Genomic DNA, 20,204 nt, shown 5'->3' with positions numbered 1-20,204 from the left:
GCGGATCACCGCCGCGCCGCTTTGTCAGGTAAGTTAGCCGATCTTCGCTGGACGCGCCGCTCCGGTCGGCCTAATCATCTCCGCATCCCCGGGGGAGCGCTGATCCGCGCTTGAGAGGGAGCGAGGGTTTTCCATGAAAGTAATACTTTCATGGGGCCCTAAGGACGCTCCGACCCGCTGAACCTGATCCGGTTGAAACCGGCGGAGGGAGTGGAGCGGTTTTCACCCGAAATCCGTGGCCTCGCTCCGTAACTTGGAGCGAACACCCATGGCCGATATTGATTCGAGGATTGAACTGGCCGCCGCAGGCGGCCAGCGGCCCGCCCGCACCGAAATCGGCGTCACCACCGGCCCGATCCGGGGGAGCCGTAAGATCCATGTCGGCCCCTTGAAGGTCGCGATGCGCGCGATCGATCTCGAACCCACCAGCGGTGAGCCGCCGCTCAACGTCTACGACACGTCGGGCCCCTACACCGATCCGACCGCGCGGATCGACATCCAGGCCGGCCTGCCCAACCTCCGCCGCCAGTGGATCGAGGCGCGCGGCGACGTCGAAAGCTATGACGCACGCCACGTGCGGCCGGAGGATAACGGCCAGCTCGGTCCCGATCGCTCGGGCGGGGTCGATCCGTTCCCCAACGTCGTCAAGCGCCCCTTGCGCGCCAAGCCGGGCATGAACGTCAGCCAGATGCACTATGCCCGCCGCGGCATCGTCACGCCGGAAATGGAGTATGTCGCGACGCGCGAGAATCTCGGTCGCGAGATGTTGCGCGACTATGTGCGCGACGGCGAAAGCTTCGGCGCCGCCATTCCCGATTACGTGACGCCCGAATTCGTCCGCGACGAGGTCGCGCGCGGCCGCGCGATCATCCCCAACAACATCAACCATCCCGAATCCGAACCGATGGCGATCGGCCGCAATTTCCTGGTCAAGATCAACGCCAATATCGGCAACTCGGCGGTCGCCAGCAACGTGGCGAGCGAAGTCGACAAGATGGTCTGGGCGATCCGCTGGGGCGCAGACACCGTCATGGACCTGTCGACCGGTCGCAACATCCACGACACGCGCGAATGGATCATCCGCAACTCGCCCGTGCCGATCGGCACCGTGCCGATCTACCAAGCGCTGGAAAAGGTCGGCGGGGTGGCCGAGGACCTGACGTGGGAGATCTTCCGCGACACGCTGATCGAGCAGGCTGAGCAAGGCGTCGACTATTTCACCATTCACGCAGGCGTGCGGCTGCCGTACGTGCCGCTGACGGCGAAGCGCGTGACGGGCATCGTCAGCCGCGGCGGGTCGATCATGGCGAAATGGTGCCTGGCGCATCACAAGGAGAGCTTCCTCTACGAGCGCTTCGATGAGATCACCGAGATCATGAAGGCGTACGACATCGCCTATTCGCTCGGCGACGGTCTGCGCCCCGGCAGCATCGCCGACGCCAATGACGAGGCGCAGTTCGCCGAGCTCTACACGCTGGGCGAGCTGACCAAGCGCGCCTGGGCCCAGGACGTCCAGGTGATGATCGAGGGCCCCGGCCACGTGCCGATGCACAAGATCAAGGAAAACATGGACAAGCAGCTCGCGGCGTGCGGCGAGGCGCCGTTCTACACGCTCGGGCCGCTGACCACCGACATCGCGCCCGGCTACGACCATATCACCAGTGGCATCGGCGCGGCGATGATCGGCTGGTACGGCACGGCGATGCTCTGCTATGTCACGCCCAAGGAGCATCTCGGCCTGCCCGACCGCGACGACGTGAAGGTCGGCGTGGTGACCTACAAGCTCGCCGCCCATGCCGCCGACCTGGCGAAGGGGCATCCGGCCGCGAAGATGCGCGACGACGCGCTCAGCCGCGCGCGCTTCGAGTTCCGCTGGCGCGACCAGTTCAACCTGTCGCTCGACCCCGACACGGCGGAACAGTATCACGACCAGACCCTCCCGGCGGAGGGCGCCAAGACCGCGCACTTCTGCTCGATGTGCGGACCGAAATTCTGCTCGATGAAGATTACGCAGGAAGTGCGCGACTTCGCGGCGAAGCAGAATGCGGGGGCGGAGACGTTCCTCGCCGCCGAGGAGGCGGAGGCGGGGATGGCCGCGATGAGCGAAACCTACCGCGAAGTCGGTGATCTGTATTTACCCATCAATCCATCTTAGGTATCGAACAACGAGCCCTGAGCCGGCGGCACCGCCGGAAACCGCTTTCCGGTGAGCACCTCAGAAACTCGACCCTGATTAATGCCAAAAAGGGCCGCAATCTGATGATTGTAGAGTCCCTTTTTGGCCCGCAAGAATCTGATTTCAGCTGCCATTTCTGCAGTCACAGGCGGGGAGGACTTGCGATTCATTTGGTTTATCCTAGCTCTGGAAGGTCGGATGACCTCCTATTTTAGCGTCATGACTGACGTTCCATTTGGTCATTTTTCCTCCTTGGGCGGAATGTGCGCCGTAGACGCGATAGTGGGAAGCGGGGGCAGCCGGACGCCTGCCTCATTGGCAAGTTGAGCAAAGAGCGCTCGAAAGTACGGGTAGGCAGCGAAAGTACCCACGTTTTTGCAAAAGCCGACGGCCGCGTCGTGGGTTGCCCCGTCAGGCGTTTGATAGAACACACCGTAATCCGCGACGCAATGAAGTGCGCGTTTTCGGCCAGACTTTGCCGTCACGTGGTACTGAAGGATTGCAATAACGCTGTTATCGTCGGGCGAGTAATTGCAAGATAGCACTCTCCTACCGTAATTCAACTTCCAATCTTTTTGATCGACCAAAAACTCCGGCTGAATATTAAACGCTACCGAAAGCAGATTAATGCCCTCAAGTTTTGCGCCTTTAGCAACAGCGTTGTACTCGGCACCAGAAAACTCGCTTTTAGGGGCGGTTTCTGCCATTTCTGTGGAAATGTCGCTCATCAAGCCGCCATTCTATAATGCTTCGCCAACCCAATCATCCTATTGTCGTTCGCGGGCGCACAGTTTTGGATGTCTGTGTCGTCGTCCCACATGGGCACGACATTTTCGGTGGATCTCGCCATCTCGAGAACATGCTGCTCCCATTTCTGTCGCAGATCGGCGATATGAAAATCACAAGTGATTTCGGGTTTCTCCTCCAACGCAAACATGGCCCGAGCCAAAAGGCGAAGGGTGAAATTCTTGCAATCATCCGAAAAAACTTGCGTGACGCGAGCGCGAGAAACGCCCATCAGTCGAGCAAGATCGGCTCGAGAGATATTCTTTTCCTTCATGATACGATCAAGAAGGATTTGAGTGTCGACGATGAAGGCTTCCTCGGCAAAAACGGCGTTTCGCTCGTTCATGTCATGATTAGACATCTTATTTATCCTTCGTGCCATATTGATCTAGAAAGTCATCCACGCGACCCTTTGCTCGCTTGAGAATATTCGGGTCAGCCTTGTTTTGTTTCTTTGCCACATCTGCGTCAATAATGATGAAGGACTTACGATTGGAAACAGCCTTCGCAAAGCCATAAAGCCGTGCTTTCGCAGAGTTATTCTTGAATGCTTGCAGCATCACATTGTGCCTTGGGGACCGCCCCTCATTCGGGTTGAACATCTCGGTGGTCAGATGACTAGGATTATCGCACCACCGTTTCATCACCGCCTCGAAGCGGCCCTTCGCCCGATCCTCCAATGCATCATAAACCTTCCTCATGGTCCGCTTGATGACCACTTGAGCCCCTGAATGTTCCGCCAACAGGTCACATCCGATCTGCTCCAGCGAATCGTCTTCAGAGGCACTCATAGTCAAGAATGTTAAGAGTACCCTTAACACATTTCAAGAGGGGCTCCGTGCCCTACCTAGCCCATATCGCCCTTGTCGTTCGCGACTATGATGAGGCGCTCACTTTCTATGTCGGCAAGCTCGGCTTCACGCTGGTCGAGGACAGCTATCAGCCCGCGCAGGACAAGCGCTGGGTGACGATCGCGCCGCCGGGTGCGGCGGCGGGGGCGACCACCATCCTGCTCGCGCGCGCGTCGAACGAGCTCCAGGCGCGCCATGCCGGCGATCAGGCGGGCGGGCGAGTCTTTCTCTTCCTCGCCACCGACGATTTCGATCGCGATCATGCCGCTTTCACCGCCGCCGGGGTCGAATGGGTGCGCGCGCCGGTGACCCACGATTATGGTCGCGTCGCGGTGTTCGCCGATCTCTACGGCAATCTGTGGGACCTGGTGCAGTTCGCGGACGGGCATCCGGCGGCGGCGTGAGCGGGCGGCTGGTACGGGGCGCGTGAGAGTGTGGGCAAAAGAAAACGGCGGAGGTTGCCCTCCGCCGTTTCTTCTATAGCGGGCCGCCGGCAAAGCCGTCGGCCAGGTTCGGCTGCGCCGACCTGCCGGCCGGGCAGGCCGGCCCGGTGGGCCGCCGCGAGCGGAGCTCGCGGCTCCGGCCCGCCTTACTTCTTGGCGGCCTTGTCGATGGCGTCGGCCTTGTTCTCGCCGGCGGCGCGGACGGCGTCGGCCTTGTTCTCGAGTGCGTCGGCTTTGTTCTCGCCCATCGCCTTCACTTCGTCGGCGGTGTTCGACGCGTTGTCGCGGACCATCGCGGCGGTGTTGTCGATCATGTCGGCGGTGTTCGAGGCGTTGTCGGCAACGTTCTGCGCGGCGTCGGTCTTGTGGTCGCAAGCGGCCAGCGACAGCATGCCGGCAGCGGCGGCGACGATCAGCATCTTCTTCATCAAAGCATCCCCTAGTAGCGGAACCGTAAGTGCGGAACCGAATGCAAACCGGCCGCGCGTCCCCTCATGCCAAATAAGGCGGGACCGTGGCAAGCGCGCAATAAACACGTTTGCGGCGAGAGGGTTGCAGGATGGGGACATCGGCCGTGAAAATAGCGATGCGAATTTCCACGCTGACGCCGCCCGGGCCGATTGGTCGCCCCGGCGACCTCCGCGCGCAAGCCCGTCGGTCGCCCCAGCGACCGCCCCGCGCAAGACCATCGGATAGCCGACGACGAACACCCTCGGGCACGAAGTCGTGTGAAACTGGGTATGGTCGCGGATCGGCGAGCGCGGACAGATCTCCGCGCTGCGTGCGGACTGTCCGGCTCCCAGCCGGGCTTGGCGGGAGGGGGGCAGCGTCCGCTTGGCGGCGGGACGCGATCGGGTCGAGCGGACCGACAACAGAATGCGGCCGAGACGCCCCCTACAGCGCGGCGATCGCGTCGGCCGTGCCGATCACGCTCGCGAAATCGGCCGCCAGCAACCCCATCGTGACGTCGAAGATCGTCCGTGCGTCCAGGTTCGCCGATGGCAGGTCGAAACCGATGACCGCGTCGTGCACGACGCTGACCGCAAAGCCGAGGTCGGCGGCCGCCCGCACCGTCGAATTGACGCAGAACCCGGCGACCGCGCCGACGACGTAAAGCCGCGATATACCTTCCGTGCGCAGATGGCCTTCGAGGCCGGTCGTCGCGAACGCCGATGAACTGTGCTTGACGAACACCGGCTCGCCCTCCGTCGCGATCGCGCACGGCATGGCGGGAAAGCCATCGGCATCGATATGCAGCGGTGAGCGGGATCGGTTTCGCGATGCCGGACGTGGATGACGGCTCCTTCCACCCGACGGAAGGCCGCCGCGAGCGCGGCGACGTTTGTCGGTGCGTCGGCACCGACATGCTCGCGGCCGGCGTCGATCCGCTGCTGCATCACCATCTGCATGTCGATTATCACGAGTGCCGCCCGCATACCGCTCGCTGATCCCCCTGTCGGTCGAACGCTGCATTACCGCAGCCTGCCCAGCCTCTCCATCATCGATCCGTGCCCCGCAACGGGCCAATACGCCTATGATAACCAAACAGGTTATTTCTGCTTGACAGCGTCACGCTCGTTCGGTACATAACAGAAACGCTGAAGAATTGCCGGCCAGGCCCAGAAGGAGATGACGCACAACGAGGCGATCGTCGTGCTCGATCTGCTCGTGCAGCCGAGCGTGGTCGCGCTCGGGACCGACACGCCGCCCGCCGCGCCGGTGGTCGGGCAATGCTGGATCGTCGGCGCTGGTCCGACCGGTGTCTGGGCCGGCATGCCGCACCGGCTGGCGGGATGGACCGACGGCGGCTGGCGTTTCGTCGATCCGGTCGAGGGGATGGCGGCGTGGGTCGCCGGCACCAACTTCCTCGCGCGCTATGTCGGCGGGGCGTGGCGACCGGCCACCGCGATCGCGGCACCATCGGGCGGCGCGACGGTCGACGCCGAAGCGCGGGCGGCGATCGCGGCGATGCTCGGGATGCTGCGCGATCAAGGACTTGCGATAAGTTGAGCGTAGATAAGTGTTGCCGTCGCGCCACAGCGACCAGTTTTGTTTCGCTTGCGCCGCAACCAACCATTGAGTAGTGAGTTTGCGCTGTCCGTAGTGACAATTCGAAAGGGGATACAGATGCGTAAGCTTGCCATTGCCGTGGCGCTTGCTTCAACCGCACTCGCGACGCCAGCGCTGGCGCGTGACAAGGCGTGGTACGTCGGCGTCGAAGGTGGCGCGATGATCGTTGAAGACATTCACTTCAACATCAACTCGACGAACGATGCGATGCAGATCGATCACCGCTACGGCTACGACGTCGGTGGTACGGTTGGTTACGACCTCGGTGCGTTCCGCATCGAAGCGGAAGTTGCTTACAAGTCGGCCAATTCCAAGGGCGTCCGCTCGAGCGTGACGGTCCCGGCTTACATTGCGTCCGGCGCGTTGACCTCGGCACCTGCCGGCAACTACAATTATGCCGGTGGCCGCACCACGGCGCTGAGCTTCATGCTGAACGGCATGCTCGACTTCGGCGACGATGACGGCTTGCAGGGCTTCGTCGGCGGCGGTGTCGGTGTCGCTCGCGTCAAGAGCAAGTACGGGCTCAACAGCTATGGCAACTTCCTGAACGATTCGGACACGGTGTTCGCGTATCAGGCGATTGCCGGTGTCCGAGCGCCGATCACTAACACGATCGACGCGACGCTGAAGTATCGCTTCTTCACCGCGCCTAACGTTCGCCTCGTCGACGTGGCTGGTCGTGGTTACAAGGGGCAGTACCGCACCCACAGCCTGATGGGTGGTTTCACCTTCAACTTCGGCGTGCCGACTCCGCCGCCGCCCGCTCCGGTCGAGCCGGCTCCGGTTCCGCCGCCCGCGCCGGTGCCGGTGCCCGAGCCGACCCCGGCTCCGGTCGTCCAGTGCTCGCCGGGACCGTTCATCGTGTTCTTCGAGTGGGACAAGTCGGACATCACGCCGGAAGCCGCGTCGATCCTCGACAACGCGATCGGTCAGTACGCGAACTGCGGCAACGCCTCGATCATGGTCGCGGGCTACACCGACCGTTCAGGTTCGGCTCAGTACAACGTCGGCTTGTCGCAGCGTCGCGCGGATTCGGTGAAGGCCTATATGGTCGCTCACTCGATCTCGGCCGCCGCGATCACCGAGCAGGCGTTCGGCGAAACCCACCCGCGCGTGGAAACCGCCGACGGCGTCCGCGAGGTCCAGAACCGTCGCGTCGAGATTACCTACGGTCCGGGTTCGGGTCAGTAAGTCCTCCGACGTTTCGGAAGAAAGAATTGGGGAGGTCGGGCAACCGGCCTCCCTTTTTCGTGGAGTGCTAAAGCGGGATAGCCGCACAGTTTCACTTGGCCATCGACCGCCACCGTAATCGAGGTTGATCGTAGCGATCAGCATGACTCCAGAATCGCAGCCGGCAACTCGTTCAACCCGCCAACCCTTTCACCACGATCCCGCTGGAAAAATCGCGAAGTTCCGCTAGACGGCGCGTGAATGAACCGGCGGAGGGCCGGGCGTATCACTGCGTTTTCTCGAGGAATCCCATGCGCATTACGATGATCGGATCGGGCTATGTCGGCCTGGTGTCGGGGGCTTGCTTCTCCGATTTCGGCCACGACGTGATCTGCGTCGACAAGCACGAAGGCAAGATCGCCGCGCTCAAGGCCGGGCGCATGCCGATCTACGAGCCGGGTCTCGAACAGCTCGTTGCGACCAATGTCGCGGCCGGGCGGCTCAGCTTCACGACCGATCTCGCCGCTGCCGTCGCCGGGGCCGACGCGGTATTCATTGCGGTCGGCACGCCCTCGCGCCGCGGTGACGGCCATGCCGACCTGACCTATGTGTTCGAGGCGACCAAGGAGATCGCCGCCGCGGTGACCGGTCCGACCGTCGTCGTGACGAAGTCGACCGTCCCGGTCGGCACCGGCGACCGGGTCGAACAGATCCTGCGCGACGAGCGGCCCGACGTCGCCATCGCTGTCGTCTCCAACCCGGAATTCCTGCGCGAGGGGGCCGCGATCGGCGACTTCAAGCGCCCCGACCGCATCGTCATCGGCACCGAGGACGGCAATGACGGCGAGCGTGCGCAGGGCGTGATGCGCGAGATCTATCGTCCGCTTTATTTGAACGAGAGCCCGATCCTGTTCGTCGGCCGCCGCACGTCGGAGCTCATCAAATACGCTGCCAACGCGTTCCTTGCGACCAAGATCACCTTCATCAACGAGATCGCCGATCTGTGCGAAGCGGTCGGCGCGAATGTCCAGGACGTGTCGCGCGGGATCGGGCTCGACAATCGCATCGGCAAGAAATTCCTCCACGCCGGCCCCGGTTACGGCGGGTCGTGTTTCCCCAAGGACACGCTGGCGCTGCTGAAGACTGCCGAGGATCACGAGACGCCGGTGCGGATCGTCGAAGCGGTGGTGCAGGTCAACGACAGCCGCAAGCGGGCAATGGGGCGCAAGATCCTCCATGCGATGGGTGCGGACAATGGCGACGGGGCCAAGGGCAGGACGGTCGCGATCCTGGGCCTGACCTTCAAGCCCAACACCGACGATATGCGCGACGCACCGAGCCTCGCGATCGTCCAGAGCCTGCTCGACGCCGGCGCGACCGTCCGCGCGTTCGATCCCGAGGGGATGGACGCGGCGCGCGCGCTGATGCCGGACGTCACCTATTGCTCGAGCGCGTACGAGGCCGCGACCGGTGCCGATGCGGTCGCGATCGTAACCGAGTGGGACACGTTCCGCGCGCTCGACCTCAAGCGGCTGGCCGACGTGATGAGCGGCCGGGTGATGGTCGACCTGCGCAACGTCTATCGCGCGGACGAAGTGGCGAAGGCCGGGTTCACCTATTCGTCGGTCGGGCGCTGAACGCCAAGCCTGTCGAGCACGAAATCGGCGCGTTCCGCGACGGTGGCGCGCGGTAGCATGATCGCATCGTAGCCGGCAGCGCGATAGGCCGCCGCGACGCGATCATGGTCGGCCAGCGCCGTGGCCAGGCCATGCCGGCGGTCCGCGTCCTGCTCGTAGATGTCGGGCCAGGGCGGCGCGAGGAATAGCCGGTCGTAGCGATGGCGCGCGACCAGATCGTCCGCCCGCTCTGCCGTCGTCGTCGCCAGCGCGACCGCCGCATCGACCACGCCGCGATCGAAGAAGGTGAGCCCGCGCGCTGCCCGGTGATCGGCGACCGCCATCGCGATCGCGTGCCGCGCGAATCCGGCGGGATCGTCCCACGGCAAGGCGCCGGCGCGCCCCGCGCGCACCTCGGCGATGATCCGCCGCCCCGGCTCCGCCACCGTTGCGAAGCCGCGTCGCGCCAGTTCGGCGAGCAGGGTCGACTTGCCCCCACCCGAACAGCCCGAGATCATGACGAAGCAGTCGGCGCCGGCCGCGCTCACAGCGCGGCGGCCAGCCACTCCGGCACGATCGCATCGCCCAGCGCCTCGACCCGGCGCAATTCGACCATCAGGCCCAGTTCGGGATAGGCCGCGCGGGTGCGGTCGCCGGCCGGCGCGATCGGGGCGACGACCAGCCGCCGGTTGACCTTCGCGCGGTAATGCATCCGCGCGGTATTCTCCTGCCCGACATAGCAGCCCTTCGCGAAGCTGACGCCGTTGAACTCCGCCGCATTCGCCTCCAGCCATAAGATCTTGTCCTGGCCGAGCTCGGCAACGCCCTCGGTCACGCCGAGCGCCAGCCGATGCGCGCGCCAGTCGCTCGCCGCCTCCCCCGGCATCCCCAGCCAGCGCTTGCCGAGTGCCGCCAGCCGCGGGTCGCGCACGCCGAGCGGGCCATCCGTCGCCCAATGCACCGCCCCCGCCACGCGCTCGATCGCGATCGCGCGGCGCAGGCGATAGAGGCTCAGCCGCCGCACCAGCGCGTCCGCCTCCGCCGCCTCGCAATCGAGCAGCACGGCGTCGCCGTCGGCCCACAGCAGGAAGTCGAACAGCGCCTTGCCCTGCGGCGTCAGCAGCCCCGCCCAGCGCGGCGCGGTGGCATCGAGCGTTGCCACGTCCTGCGTCACCAGCCCCTGCAGGAATCCCCGCGCATCGTCCCCACTCACGCGGATCAGCGCGCGGTCGGCCAGCATCGTTCCGGTCTCGGTCATGGCCTGTTATCTAGATCGCGATCGCGCGATTGGAACGGGGACGTGCGATTTCACCGCAACACGCGGCCGAGAAACGCGGTGCCCGCGACCGGATTGACCGCGACCGGTGGTGCGTCGCCGAACCCGAGACTGGCATAGAGCCGCCGCGCCGCCGCGAATTCGGCGAGCACGTCCAGCCGCATCTCCGCATGGCCCGCCGCCGTTGCCTCCGCGATCAGCCGTTCGACCAGTCGCTTGCCGAGCGCCCGTCCGCGCGCGGTGGGGCCGACATAGAGCCGCTTCATCTCGCAGATGCGATCGTCGACGCGGCGCATCGCGATGCAGCCGACGATCGTCCCACCATCGTCGGCCAGCAGGATCGTGCCGTGCGGCGCCACATATCTGCCCGGCAGGTCGGCGAATTCGCGCTCGTTGTTCTGGAACGACAGGTCGGTCGCCGTACTCGCCAGATACGCGCGCCAGATCGCCACGACGGCGGCGCGATCGGCGGGGAAGCATGCGCGACGGATCACGATCATCGTCCGGCCGATACCGCCGGATCGTGGCGACGGTGCGACGGTGCCCGGCACGCGCGAAGCATGCGCGTCGCCCTTTCGTTCCCAGGCCGCCGCCGATAAGGGCAGGACCTCGACCATCCCGGATCAGGTCCGGGACCGAACGGAGTTTCCTGTGGCTCGCGATACCCTGACCATCCGCCGCCCCGACGACTGGCACGTCCATCTGCGCGACGGGGAGATGCTGGCGGCGGTCGCGGGCGCGACGGCGCGGCAGTTCGCGCGGGCGATCGTGATGCCCAATCTGACTCCGCCGGTCACGACGGTCGCGGCGGCGATCGCCTATCGCGAGCGGATCCTGGCGGCGTTGCCCGAGAGTGCGGACTTCACGCCGCTGATGACCTGCTACTTGACCGACGCCGCCGACGCGGACGAGATCGCGCGCGGGCATCGCGAGGGCGTGTTCACCGCGTGCAAGCTCTACCCCGCGCATGCGACGACCAATTCGGCGCACGGCGTCACCGACATCCGCAACCTGTGGCCGACGCTCGACCGCATGCAGGCGATCGGCATGCCGCTGCTGATCCATGGCGAGGTGACCGACCGCACGGTCGATATCTTCGATCGCGAGGCGGTGTTCATCGATCGCATCCTGACGCCGCTGGTCGCCGATTTCCCCGGTCTCAAGGTCGTGCTCGAACATATCACGACCGAACAGGCCGCGCACTTCGTCCGCGACGCCGGGCCGACGATCGCCGCGACGATCACGCCGCAGCACCTCCACCTCAACCGCAACGCGCTGTTCGACGGCGGCCTGCGCCCGCATGCCTATTGCCTGCCCGTCGTCAAGCGCGAGCGGCACCGGCTGGCGGTGCGTGCGGCCGCCGTATCGGGCAACCCGAAATTCTTCCTCGGCACCGACAGCGCGCCGCATGGCGTGGGCCGCAAGGAAAGCGATTGCGGATGCGCGGGCATCTACAACGCGCCGTTCGCGCTGGAGAGCTATCTCGCCGCGTTCGACGAGGACGGCGCGATCGACCATTTCGAAGGATTCGCGAGCGAGCATGGCGCGCGCTTCTACGGCCTGCCGCTCAACCAGGGCACGGTGATGCTCGAACGCCGCCCGGTCGCGGTGCCGTCGCGGATCGGCGCGGGCGCGACCGAGCTGGTGCCGTTCCACGCCGGCGAAACGCTCGGCTGGCAGATGGTCGCGTGACCGTCGCCGACGCGATCGCGGCGCGGCGGTCGGTACGCGGGTTCCTCGACCGGCCGGTCGATCCGGCGCTGCTGCGCGAGATCGCGACCCGCGCGTCGCGCGCGGCGAGCGGCGGCAACATCCAGCCGTGGCACATCGACCTGGTCAGCGGCGCGAGCCTGGTCGAACTGAAGGCGATCATGGCGGCGAAGCTGGCCGCCGGCGAAACCGAACCGCCGGGCTACGCCATCTATCCTTCCGAGTTCCACGCCCCGTACCGCGATCGCACGTTCGGCGTCGGCGAGGCGATGTACGGCCATGTCGGGATCGCGCGCGCGGACAAGGCGGCGCGGCGGGCGTGGTTCGCGCGCAACTTCCAGTTCTTCGGCGCGCCGGCGGCGTTGTTCTGCACGGTCGATCGCCGGATGGGGCCGCCGCAATGGTCCGACCTCGGCATGTATCTCCAGAACGTGATGCTGCTCGCGGTCGAGGCGGGCCTCGCGACCTGCGCGCAGGAATGCTGGGCGATGTACCCGACGACGATCGAGACGTTCCTGGGTACGCCGGCCGAGCGGATGCTCTTCTGCGGCATGGCGATCGGGTACGAGGATGTCGCCGAACCGGCGAACCGCCTGCGCAGCGAGCGGGCGCCGGCGGGGGAGTGGTTGAGCGAACGACTGTAAAACCCCTCTCCCTTTGGGAGAGGGAAGGGGCCCGCGAGGCGTAGCCGAGTGGGAAGGGTGAGGGCTAGGTCGAAAGCGTTTCGACTTAGCCCTCACCCCGCGGCGCTTCGCGCCTTGCCCCTCTCCCGATGGGAGAGGGGGTAACGATCACGCACTCGCCTGCGCCCGGCCCGCGCCACCGCCGCCGCGACCGCGCCGGCGGTTGCCGCCGCGTCCGCGCGGGGCATAGGGATTCGCCGGGCGCGCATCGTGAGTCTTCTTCGGCGGGCGCTGGCCGCTCGGACCGCGCGGGCGTTCGTCGCGGGGCACCTCGACCGGGCCGGCCTTCTTGCGCACCGACGCGAGCCGCGCCGACTCGGCCAGGAAATTCTCCGGCAGCGCCTTCAGCGGCACCTTCTGGCGGATCACCTTCTCGATATCGCGCAGGTACGGCTTCTCGTCGTCCGCGACGAAGCTGATCGCGATCCCGTCATTGCCGGCACGCGCGGTGCGCCCGATGCGATGGACGTACTGTTCCGGCACGTTGGGGATCTCGAAGTTGATGACGTGGCTGACGCCCGACACGTCGATCCCGCGCGCGGCGATGTCGGTCGCGACCAGGATTGGTACGTCGCCCGACTTGAACGCGGCGAGCGCGCGCTCGCGCTGCGGCTGCGACTTGTTGCCGTGGATCGCGTTGGCGGCGATGCCGTTCTGGCCGAGCAGCCGGACGACGCGGTCGGCGCCGTGCTTGGTGCGCGTGAACACCAGCGCGCGGTCGATCGCCGGATCGGCCAGCGTGATGGTCAGCAGCGCCTGCTTCTCGGCCTGGTTGACGAAGGTCGCGTACTGATCGACGCGCTCCGCGGTGGTCGCCGCCGGCTTGATCGACACGGTCGCGGGATCGACCAGGAACTGGCCGGCGAGCTCGCGGATCGACGCCGGCATCGTCGCCGAGAAGAACAAGGTTTGGCGCTGCTTCGGCACCAGCTTCACGATTTTCCTGAGCGCGTGGATGAAGCCCAGGTCGAGCATCTGGTCGGCCTCGTCGAGCACCAGGGTCTCGATCAGGTTCAGGCTGACGAAACGCTGTTCGACCAGGTCGAGCAGGCGACCCGGCGTCGCGACCAGGATGTCGACGCCGCGGCTCATGTCCTGACGGTTCTTGTTGATGCTGGTGCCGCCGAACACGGTCGCGACCGACATGCGACTGAACTTGCCATAGGCGCGCGCGCTCTCGGCGATCTGGCTGGCGAGCTCGCGGGTCGGCGCGAGGACGAGCATGCGGCAGTGCGTCGGCAGGACGCGCTTGCCCGCTTCGACCAGCCGCTGGATCGACGGCAGCACGAACGCCGCGGTCTTGCCGGTGCCGGTCTGCGCGATGCCGAGCAGGTCGCGGCCCTCCAGCACGGTCGGGATCGCCTGCGCTTGGATCGGGGTGGGGTTGGTGTAGCCCTTGGCCTCGAGCGCGCGGACGAGCGGCTCGGCGAGACCGAGATCGGTGAAATTAGTCATGAAAATTCTCTTCTGAAATGCCTCACGCACGCGCCATCGGCACGCACGGGCGGCGGGGGAAAATGACACCCCGCGTGATTTGGGAAGCCTGTCGCTGAACGACCGAGGCGGAGCCTGTTCCTGGCGGAACGATCACGCTGCATGACGCCTCGATACCCGCGATATGCATGCTGCGGTGCAAAAAGTCAAGATTTGCGTCGGGCGGGCGGCAAGGATACATGAGGGGCGAGCCGGGCACGCGCGCCCGCCGGTGATGGAGGCAGCCTTGACCAAGACGACGATCGCCCGATCCGTCCTTCTTGCTCAGGTGCCCTATGTCTTCGTTCATCACACTGGATTCGCTGTCGCTTTCGACGCCTGACGGCCGTCCGCTTTTCCATGATCTGACCCTGTCGCTCGGACGCCAGCGCACCGGGCTGATCGGGCGCAACGGGTGCGGCAAGTCGACCTTGCTGCGCGCGATGGCGGGTGAGGTCGCCCCGGCCGTCGGGAGTATCGCGCGGCAGGGCAGCGTCGTGTTGCTGCGGCAGGATTGGGCCGATCCGACGATCGACCTGGCCGAGGCGCTCGACGTGACGGGGCCGCTCGCGCGGCTGCGGCGGATCGAGGCGGGGGAAGGGGACGAGGCAGACTTCGCCGCCGCCGACTGGACGTTGGTGGAGCGAGTCGCGCAGGCGCTCGCCGAGGTCGGGCTCGACGGCATCGCGCTCGACCGGCCGCTCGCGAGTCTGAGCGGCGGACAGCGCACGCGCGTCGCGGTGGCGCGGGCGGTGATCGCGGCGCCCGATTTGCTGCTGCTCGACGAGCCGACCAACAATCTCGACGCCGATGGTCGCGCGGCGATCGCCGAGTTGATCGCGCGCTGGCGCGGCGGGGTGGTGGTGGCGAGCCACGATCGCACGCTGCTCGAGGGGATGGAGCGGATCGTCGAGCTGACCCCGGTCGGGTGCCGGGTCGTGAGCGGCGGCTGGTCCGATTTCGTCGCGGTCCGCGATGCCGAGCGCGCGACGGCGGCGGCCAAGCTCGACCGCGCGGCGGCGGGGCTGCGTCATGCCGAACGCGCGGTGCAGGTGCGGGCCGAGAAGCAGGCGCGGCGCGACAAGGCCGGCCGCGTCTTCGCCGCTTCGGGCAGCGCGCCCAGGATCGTGCTCGGCGCGATGAAGCGGCGCGCGGAGGCGACGGCGGGGCGGCAGGGCCAGCTCGCCGAGCGCCAGGTCGGCGAGGCGGCGGCCGTGCACGGCGACGCACGCACACGCGTCGAGGTGGTGACGCCGCTCGTCATCGACGTGCCGCCGACCGGCCTGTCCTCGTCGCGCGACTTGCTGCGGATCGACGGCGCGGTGATCGCGCGCGGGGAGCGGCGGATCGGGCCGGTCGATCTCGCGATCCGCGGGCCCGAGCGCGTCGCGCTGACCGGCGCCAATGGAGCGGGCAAGACCAGCGTGCTGGCGCTGGGGGCGGGGGCGATCGCGCCGGTCGCGGGGAGCGTGTGGCGGTCGGATCGCATCGCGCTGCTCGACCAGCATGTCGGCCTGCTCGACGCACGCGCGACCATCTTCGCCAATTGCCGCGCGCTCAATCCCGACCTGACCGAGAACGAGGCGCATGCCGCGCTCGCGCGGTTCGCGTTCCGCAACCAGGCGGCGTTGCGTGTCGTCGGCACGCTGTCGGGGGGCGAGCGGCTGCGCGCCGGGCTGGCCTGCGTGCTGTCGGCGGCGCGACCGCCACAATTGCTGCTGCTCGACGAGCCGACCAACCATCTCGACGTCGAGTCGATCGAGGTGCTGGAGGCGGCGTTGCGCGGGTATGACGGGGCGGTGCTCGTGGTGAGCCACGACCCGGCGTTTCTCGCGGCGATCGGGGTCGATCGGGCGGTGGGGTTGTGAGCGTCGTGCCGGATCAAGGCCGGGGTGACGGGACCGGCTAGCGGGCCGCCGGCAAAGCCGTCGGCCGGATCGGCTGGCGCCGTCCGCCGTCCGGCTTGCCCTTCGCGCTGCGCGCGACCGGCGCGAGCATGGTCGCGCCTAGAGGCTGCGCCCGATCAGCTCCTTCATGATCTCGTTGGTCCCGCCATAGATCCGGCTCACCCGCGCCGCGCGCCACATCCGCGCGATCGGATATTCGTTCATGTACCCCGCGCCGCCATGGAGCTGGAGGCACTTGTCCATCACTTCCCATTGCAATTCGGTGTGCCACAGCTTCGCCGCCGCGCCCTCGGTCGGGGTCAGCTCGCCCTTCAGATGCCGCTGGATCGCCCAGTCGAGATGCGCCCAGCCGACCTGCAATTTCGCGGCGAGATCGGCGAGCACGAATTTCGTGTTCTGGAAATCGAACACCATCCCCGCGAATGCCTTGCGCGTCTTGGTGAACTCGACCGTCTCGTCGAACGCCTTCTGCGCGCTGGCCTGCGTGCCGATCGCGATCGACAGGCGTTCCTGCGGCAACTGGCTCATCAGGTAGATGAAGCCCTTGCCCTCCTCGCCCAGGCAATTGGTCATCGGCACGCGTACGTCCTCGAAGAACAGTTCCGACGTGTCGGCGGCGTCCTGCCCGATCTTGTCGAGCTTGCGCCCGCGCTTGAACCCCTCGCGATCGGCCTCGACCAGGATGATCGACATGCCCTTGTAGGCGGGCTTCGCGTCGGGATCGGTCTTGGCGACGACCAGCACCAGGTCGGCATTCTGGCCGTTGGTGATGTAGGTCTTGCTGCCGTTGACGACATAGTGGTTGCCGTCCTTCTTCGCCGAGGTGCGGATCGCCTGGAGGTCGGATCCGGTGCCGGGTTCGGTCATCGCGATCGCGGTGATCGTCTCGCCGCTGACCAGGCGGGGGAGCCATTGCCGCTTCTGCTCCTCCGACCCGTACGCCTCCAGGTAACCGCACACGATGTCCGATTGTAGCGAGAAGCCGGCCGGCACGCCGACGTACGACATCTCCTCGTCGACGATCGCATTGTAGCCGAAATCGAGGCCGAGCCCGCCATATGCTTCCGGCACGGTCGGGCACAGCATCCCGATCTCGCCCGCCTTCACCCAGAAATCCTTGGGGACCAGCCGGTTCTGCTCCCATTCGTTGACGTGCGGCACGCCCTCCTTCTGCAGGAAGCTGCGCACGGTCTGGCGGAACGCCTCGTGATCCTCGTTGTACGCGAAGCGGCCGGGCACGGCGTCGGGGGTCATATCAGTCCTCTCCTGCAACCTTTTCGGTGGTGTGCGGAGGATTGCCGGGTGGGTCAACCCAAAGCCCGACCGTCACCCCCGCGAAAGCGGGGGCCCATCGCCAAACGCAGCGGCAAACGCAGCAGCGCGATCGAGACATCGGCCGGGAGATGGGTCCCCGCTTTCGCGGGGATGACGAATGTGGTTAGGAGGAGGCTGGAAAATTAGGAGAGCGCATGAAACTCGCCAGCCTGAAGCATGGTCGCGACGGCAAGCTCGTCGTCGTTTCGGACGATCTCGCCTGGCACGCCGATGCATCGCATATCGCGCCGACCTTGCAAGCGGCGCTGGACGCGTGGGACCGGCTGTTGCCCGACCTGATCGTGCTGGCGACCGACGTGCGCAACCGGGCGATCCCGCTGGAGCGATTCCACGAGCATGACGCCGCCGCGCCCCTGCCGCGCGCGTACCAATGGGCGGATGGATCGGCCTATGTGAACCACGTCGCCTTGGTGCGGCAGGCGCGCAACGCCGAGATGCCCGACAGCTTCTGGCACGATCCGCTGATGTATCAGGGCGGGAGCGACGGCTTTCTCGGCCCGCGCGACCCGATCCCGCTCGCCGACGAGGCGTGGGGCTGCGATCTGGAGGCCGAGGTGGTGGTGGTGACTGGCGACGTGCCGCTGGGCACGAGCCGCGAAGAGGCGCTGGCGGCGATCCGGCTGGTCGGGCTGACCAACGACGTGTCGCTGCGCAACCTGATCCCGGGCGAACTGGCCAAGGGGTTCGGCTTCTTCCAGTCGAAGCCGGCCAGCGCCTTCTCACCGGTGTTCGTCACCCCCGACGCGCTGGGCGACTGGTGGCGGGACGGCAAGCTCCACCGCAAGCTGATGGTCGACCTGAACGGCCAGCCGTTCGGCCGGGCCGAAGCGGCGGAGGACATGACCTTCGATTTCGGCACGCTGGTCGCGCATGCGGCGAAGACGCGGAAGCTGGGCGCAGGCACGATCGTCGGCTCCGGCACCGTCTCCAACCGCGACGCCGATGGCGGCCCGGGCAAGCCGATCGCGGCCGGCGGCGTCGGCTACTCCTGTCTCGCCGAAGTGCGCACGGTCGAGACGATCGAGGGCGGCAAGCCCGTCACGCCGTTCCTCAAGAAGGGCGACACCGTCCGCATCTGGGCGGAGGACGACAAGCACCACCCGATCTTCGGCGTGATCGAGCAGACGGTGGAATAATGTCTCGTATTCCTGCGAAAGCAGGAATCCAGGGCCAAATGCCGTAGCGATCGTAACCCTGGGCTCCTGCTTTCGCAGGAGCACGAGCGACGTCAGGCACGGCCTTTCCGCCGACCGGCATATCGGAGTGACTCGCCAAGCCGCTTGAAATAAAATAACAACGGGGCGAAGGCGGCGCTCAGGCGTTACGCCAACGAGTCGAACCCGGAGAGAGCATGGCCAGCGAGTCCCCGCGCGCCAACCTGAAACCGAACCTGCGGCCTTTGGCGCTGCACGTGCCCGAACCCAAGTTCCGGCCCGGCGACGCGGTCGATTTCGCCGAGGTCGACATCCCCGCCGCCGGTGCCGCGCGCCGCCCGGACACCGCCGAGACGCCGCGCGACTTCGCCGACCTGGCGTACAGCATGGTCCGCGTGCTCGACGAAGACGGCCGCGCGGTCGGACCGTGGGACCCGAAGCTGTCGCCCGACACGCTGCGCCGCATGCTGCGCAACATGGCGCTGACTCGCGCGTTTGACGAGCGCATGTTCCGTGCCCAGCGTCAGGGCAAGACCAGCTTCTACATGAAGAGCCTCGGCGAAGAGGCGGTGTCGATCGGTGCCGCCGCCGCGCTCGCCGCCGACGACATGGTGTTCCCGTCCTATCGCCAGCAGGGCGTGTTGATCGCGCGCGGCTGCCCGCTCGGCGACATGATGAACCAGATCTATTCGAACGAGGGCGACAAGCTGCAGGGCAAGCAGTTGCCGATCATGTATTCGGAACGGCGGTTCAGCTTCTTCTCGATCTCCGGCAACCTGACCACGCAATATCCGCAGGCGGTCGGCTGGGCGATGGCGTCGGCGTCGAAGGGCGACACGCGGATCGCCGCGACATGGTGCGGCGAGGGTTCGACCGCGGAGGGCGACTTCCACTCGGCGCTGACCTTCGCCACCGTCTATCGCGCGCCGGTGATCTTCAACGTCGTCAACAACCAGTGGGCGATTTCGAGCTTCTCCGGCTTCGCGGGGGCGGAGGCGACGACCTTCGCGGCGCGCGCGATCGGCTATGGCGTCGCGGGCTTGCGGGTCGACGGCAACGATGCGCTGGCGGTCTATGCCGCGACCGAATGGGCGGCGGAGCGCGCGCGGACCAACCAGGGTCCGACGCTGATCGAGCATTTCACCTATCGCGCCGAGGGGCATTCGACCTCCGACGACCCGACCCAGTACCGCTCCGCCGGCGAGCCGACCGCCTGGCCGCTCGGCGATCCCGTCGTTCGGCTGAAGAACCACCTGATCGCGCTGGGCGAATGGGACGAGGAATGCCACGCGGCGCAGGACCTCGAACTCGCCGAAATGGTGAAGGCCGCGCAGAAGGAGGCCGAGAAGAACGGCATCCTCGGCCACGGCCTGCACCAGCCGCTCGACACGTTGTTCGACGGCGTGTTCGAGGAGATGCCGTGGCACCTGCGCGAACAACAGGCACAGATGCTGGCCGAGGAAGAAGCGAGCGGCCGGCCATGGGCGCGCAAGAAGTGATTTTCTATCGTCATTCCCGCGAAAGCGGGAACCCATCTCGCGCGCGCGCCGCGAG

Annotated in this window: 22 protein-coding genes and 1 riboswitch; of the genes, 11 read left to right on the top strand and 11 right to left on the bottom strand. The window is 66.4% G+C overall.

Translation table 11 applies throughout. The features are described from left to right. Positions 1–80 precede the first annotated feature (80 nt). A riboswitch (TPP riboswitch) is annotated at positions 81–227 on the top strand. A gap of 41 nt (positions 228–268) precedes the next feature. Further along, complete coding sequence (gene thiC, locus J0I47_RS11150; protein ID WP_294047068.1) at positions 269–2,155, top strand: phosphomethylpyrimidine synthase ThiC; 1,887 nt, start codon at positions 269–271, stop codon at positions 2,153–2,155. Here the strand turns inward: thiC and J0I47_RS11145 are convergent. The 4 genes from J0I47_RS11145 to J0I47_RS11130 all read right to left on the bottom strand — a co-directional run bounded on the left by J0I47_RS11145 (position 2,152) and on the right by J0I47_RS11130 (position 3,753). After that, positions 2,152–2,346 (bottom strand): hypothetical protein, encoded by a 195-nt coding sequence (locus J0I47_RS11145; RefSeq protein ID WP_294047067.1) that lies wholly within the window; start codon positions 2,344–2,346, stop codon positions 2,152–2,154. The genes thiC and J0I47_RS11145 overlap by 4 nt on opposite strands. A gap of 69 nt (positions 2,347–2,415) precedes the next feature. Beyond that, positions 2,416–2,904 (bottom strand): hypothetical protein, encoded by a 489-nt coding sequence (locus J0I47_RS11140; RefSeq protein WP_294047066.1) that lies wholly within the window; start codon positions 2,902–2,904, stop codon positions 2,416–2,418. After that, complete coding sequence (locus J0I47_RS11135) at positions 2,904–3,323, bottom strand: helix-turn-helix transcriptional regulator (protein WP_294047065.1); 420 nt, start codon at positions 3,321–3,323, stop codon at positions 2,904–2,906. The genes J0I47_RS11140 and J0I47_RS11135 overlap by 1 nt, the downstream gene beginning before the upstream one ends. Position 3,324: 1 nt before the next feature. Then, entirely contained in the window at positions 3,325–3,753 is a 429-nt protein-coding gene (locus J0I47_RS11130) for a hypothetical protein (RefSeq protein WP_294047064.1), read from the bottom strand. A gap of 47 nt (positions 3,754–3,800) precedes the next feature. Here J0I47_RS11130 and J0I47_RS11125 point away from each other — a divergent pair, with 47 nt between their 5' ends. Beyond that, entirely contained in the window at positions 3,801–4,217 is a 417-nt protein-coding gene (locus tag J0I47_RS11125; RefSeq protein WP_294047063.1) for a VOC family protein, read from the top strand. A gap of 185 nt (positions 4,218–4,402) precedes the next feature. On the opposite strand, the gene J0I47_RS11120 is transcribed toward J0I47_RS11125, so the two are convergent. Both J0I47_RS11120 and J0I47_RS11115 read right to left on the bottom strand, forming a co-directional pair. Next, complete coding sequence (locus J0I47_RS11120; RefSeq protein WP_294047062.1) at positions 4,403–4,684, bottom strand: hypothetical protein; 282 nt, start codon at positions 4,682–4,684, stop codon at positions 4,403–4,405. 466 nt (positions 4,685–5,150) lie between these two features. Then, entirely contained in the window at positions 5,151–5,483 is a 333-nt protein-coding gene (locus J0I47_RS11115) for an isochorismatase family protein (protein WP_294047061.1), read from the bottom strand. Positions 5,484–5,515: 32 nt separating this feature from the next. On the opposite strand from J0I47_RS11115, the gene J0I47_RS11110 reads away from it, so the two are divergent. The 4 genes from J0I47_RS11110 to J0I47_RS11095 all read left to right on the top strand — a co-directional run bounded on the left by J0I47_RS11110 (position 5,516) and on the right by J0I47_RS11095 (position 9,133). Beyond that, complete coding sequence (locus J0I47_RS11110) at positions 5,516–5,704, top strand: hypothetical protein (RefSeq protein ID WP_294047060.1); 189 nt, start codon at positions 5,516–5,518, stop codon at positions 5,702–5,704. Positions 5,705–5,885: 181 nt separating this feature from the next. Then, positions 5,886–6,266: a DUF2793 domain-containing protein gene (locus J0I47_RS11105; protein ID WP_294047059.1), complete on the top strand. Its 381-nt coding sequence runs from the start codon at positions 5,886–5,888 to the stop codon at positions 6,264–6,266. Between the two features lie 117 nt (positions 6,267–6,383). Continuing rightward, entirely contained in the window at positions 6,384–7,517 is a 1,134-nt protein-coding gene (locus J0I47_RS11100) for an OmpA family protein (protein ID WP_294047193.1), read from the top strand. Positions 7,518–7,807: 290 nt separating this feature from the next. Further along, entirely contained in the window at positions 7,808–9,133 is a 1,326-nt protein-coding gene (locus J0I47_RS11095) for a UDP-glucose/GDP-mannose dehydrogenase family protein (RefSeq protein ID WP_294047058.1), read from the top strand. Here J0I47_RS11095 and J0I47_RS11090 read toward each other — a convergent pair. The 3 genes from J0I47_RS11090 to J0I47_RS11080 are packed head-to-tail and all read right to left on the bottom strand — an operon-like array spanning position 9,112 to position 10,888. Next, positions 9,112–9,678, bottom strand: a complete 567-nt coding sequence (locus J0I47_RS11090; protein WP_294047057.1) for an AAA family ATPase — start codon at positions 9,676–9,678, stop codon at positions 9,112–9,114. The two genes, J0I47_RS11095 and J0I47_RS11090, sit on opposite strands and share 22 nt — an antisense overlap. Further along, a complete protein-coding gene (locus J0I47_RS11085) occupies positions 9,657–10,370 on the bottom strand; it encodes a folate-binding protein (RefSeq protein ID WP_294047056.1) in 714 nt (237 codons plus the stop codon). Before J0I47_RS11085 ends, J0I47_RS11090 begins: the two co-directional genes overlap by 22 nt. Before the next feature lie 50 nt (positions 10,371–10,420). Beyond that, positions 10,421–10,888, bottom strand: coding sequence for a GNAT family N-acetyltransferase (locus J0I47_RS11080; protein ID WP_294047055.1), 468 nt, complete (start codon positions 10,886–10,888; stop codon positions 10,421–10,423). Positions 10,889–11,039: 151 nt separating this feature from the next. Between J0I47_RS11080 and pyrC the strand changes: the two genes are divergently transcribed. Then, a complete protein-coding gene (gene pyrC, locus J0I47_RS11075; RefSeq protein ID WP_294047054.1) occupies positions 11,040–12,080 on the top strand; it encodes a dihydroorotase in 1,041 nt (346 codons plus the stop codon). After that, positions 12,077–12,742, top strand: a complete 666-nt coding sequence (locus J0I47_RS11070; protein WP_294047053.1) for a nitroreductase — start codon at positions 12,077–12,079, stop codon at positions 12,740–12,742. Before pyrC ends, J0I47_RS11070 begins: the two co-directional genes overlap by 4 nt. 147 nt (positions 12,743–12,889) lie before the next feature. On the opposite strand, the gene J0I47_RS11065 is transcribed toward J0I47_RS11070, so the two are convergent. After that, positions 12,890–14,236, bottom strand: coding sequence for a DEAD/DEAH box helicase (locus J0I47_RS11065; RefSeq protein ID WP_294047052.1), 1,347 nt, complete (start codon positions 14,234–14,236; stop codon positions 12,890–12,892). A 314-nt stretch (positions 14,237–14,550) separates the two neighbouring features. Here J0I47_RS11065 and J0I47_RS11060 point away from each other — a divergent pair, with 314 nt between their 5' ends. Next, entirely contained in the window at positions 14,551–16,122 is a 1,572-nt protein-coding gene (locus tag J0I47_RS11060) for an ABC-F family ATP-binding cassette domain-containing protein (RefSeq protein ID WP_294047051.1), read from the top strand. A gap of 138 nt (positions 16,123–16,260) precedes the next feature. On the opposite strand, the gene J0I47_RS11055 is transcribed toward J0I47_RS11060, so the two are convergent. Further along, positions 16,261–17,415, bottom strand: coding sequence for an acyl-CoA dehydrogenase family protein (locus J0I47_RS11055; protein ID WP_294047050.1), 1,155 nt, complete (start codon positions 17,413–17,415; stop codon positions 16,261–16,263). A 215-nt stretch (positions 17,416–17,630) separates the two neighbouring features. Here J0I47_RS11055 and J0I47_RS11050 point away from each other — a divergent pair, with 215 nt between their 5' ends. Beyond that, positions 17,631–18,632, top strand: a complete 1,002-nt coding sequence (locus J0I47_RS11050; protein WP_294047049.1) for a fumarylacetoacetate hydrolase family protein — start codon at positions 17,631–17,633, stop codon at positions 18,630–18,632. Positions 18,633–18,847: 215 nt separating this feature from the next. Continuing rightward, the gene (locus J0I47_RS11045; RefSeq protein WP_294047048.1) at positions 18,848–20,149 is read left to right on the top strand and encodes a 3-methyl-2-oxobutanoate dehydrogenase (2-methylpropanoyl-transferring) subunit alpha; all 1,302 of its coding nucleotides are present in this window, start codon (positions 18,848–18,850) and stop codon (positions 20,147–20,149) included. The last annotated feature ends 55 nt before the right edge of the window (positions 20,150–20,204 follow it).

The sequence above is a fragment of the Sphingomonas sp. genome, assembly GCF_017304635.1.
Classification (GTDB): Bacteria; Pseudomonadota; Alphaproteobacteria; order Sphingomonadales; family Sphingomonadaceae; genus Sphingomonas.
The sequence above is the reverse complement of the archived record's forward strand: the minus strand, read 5'-3'. Positions and strand labels throughout refer to the sequence as shown.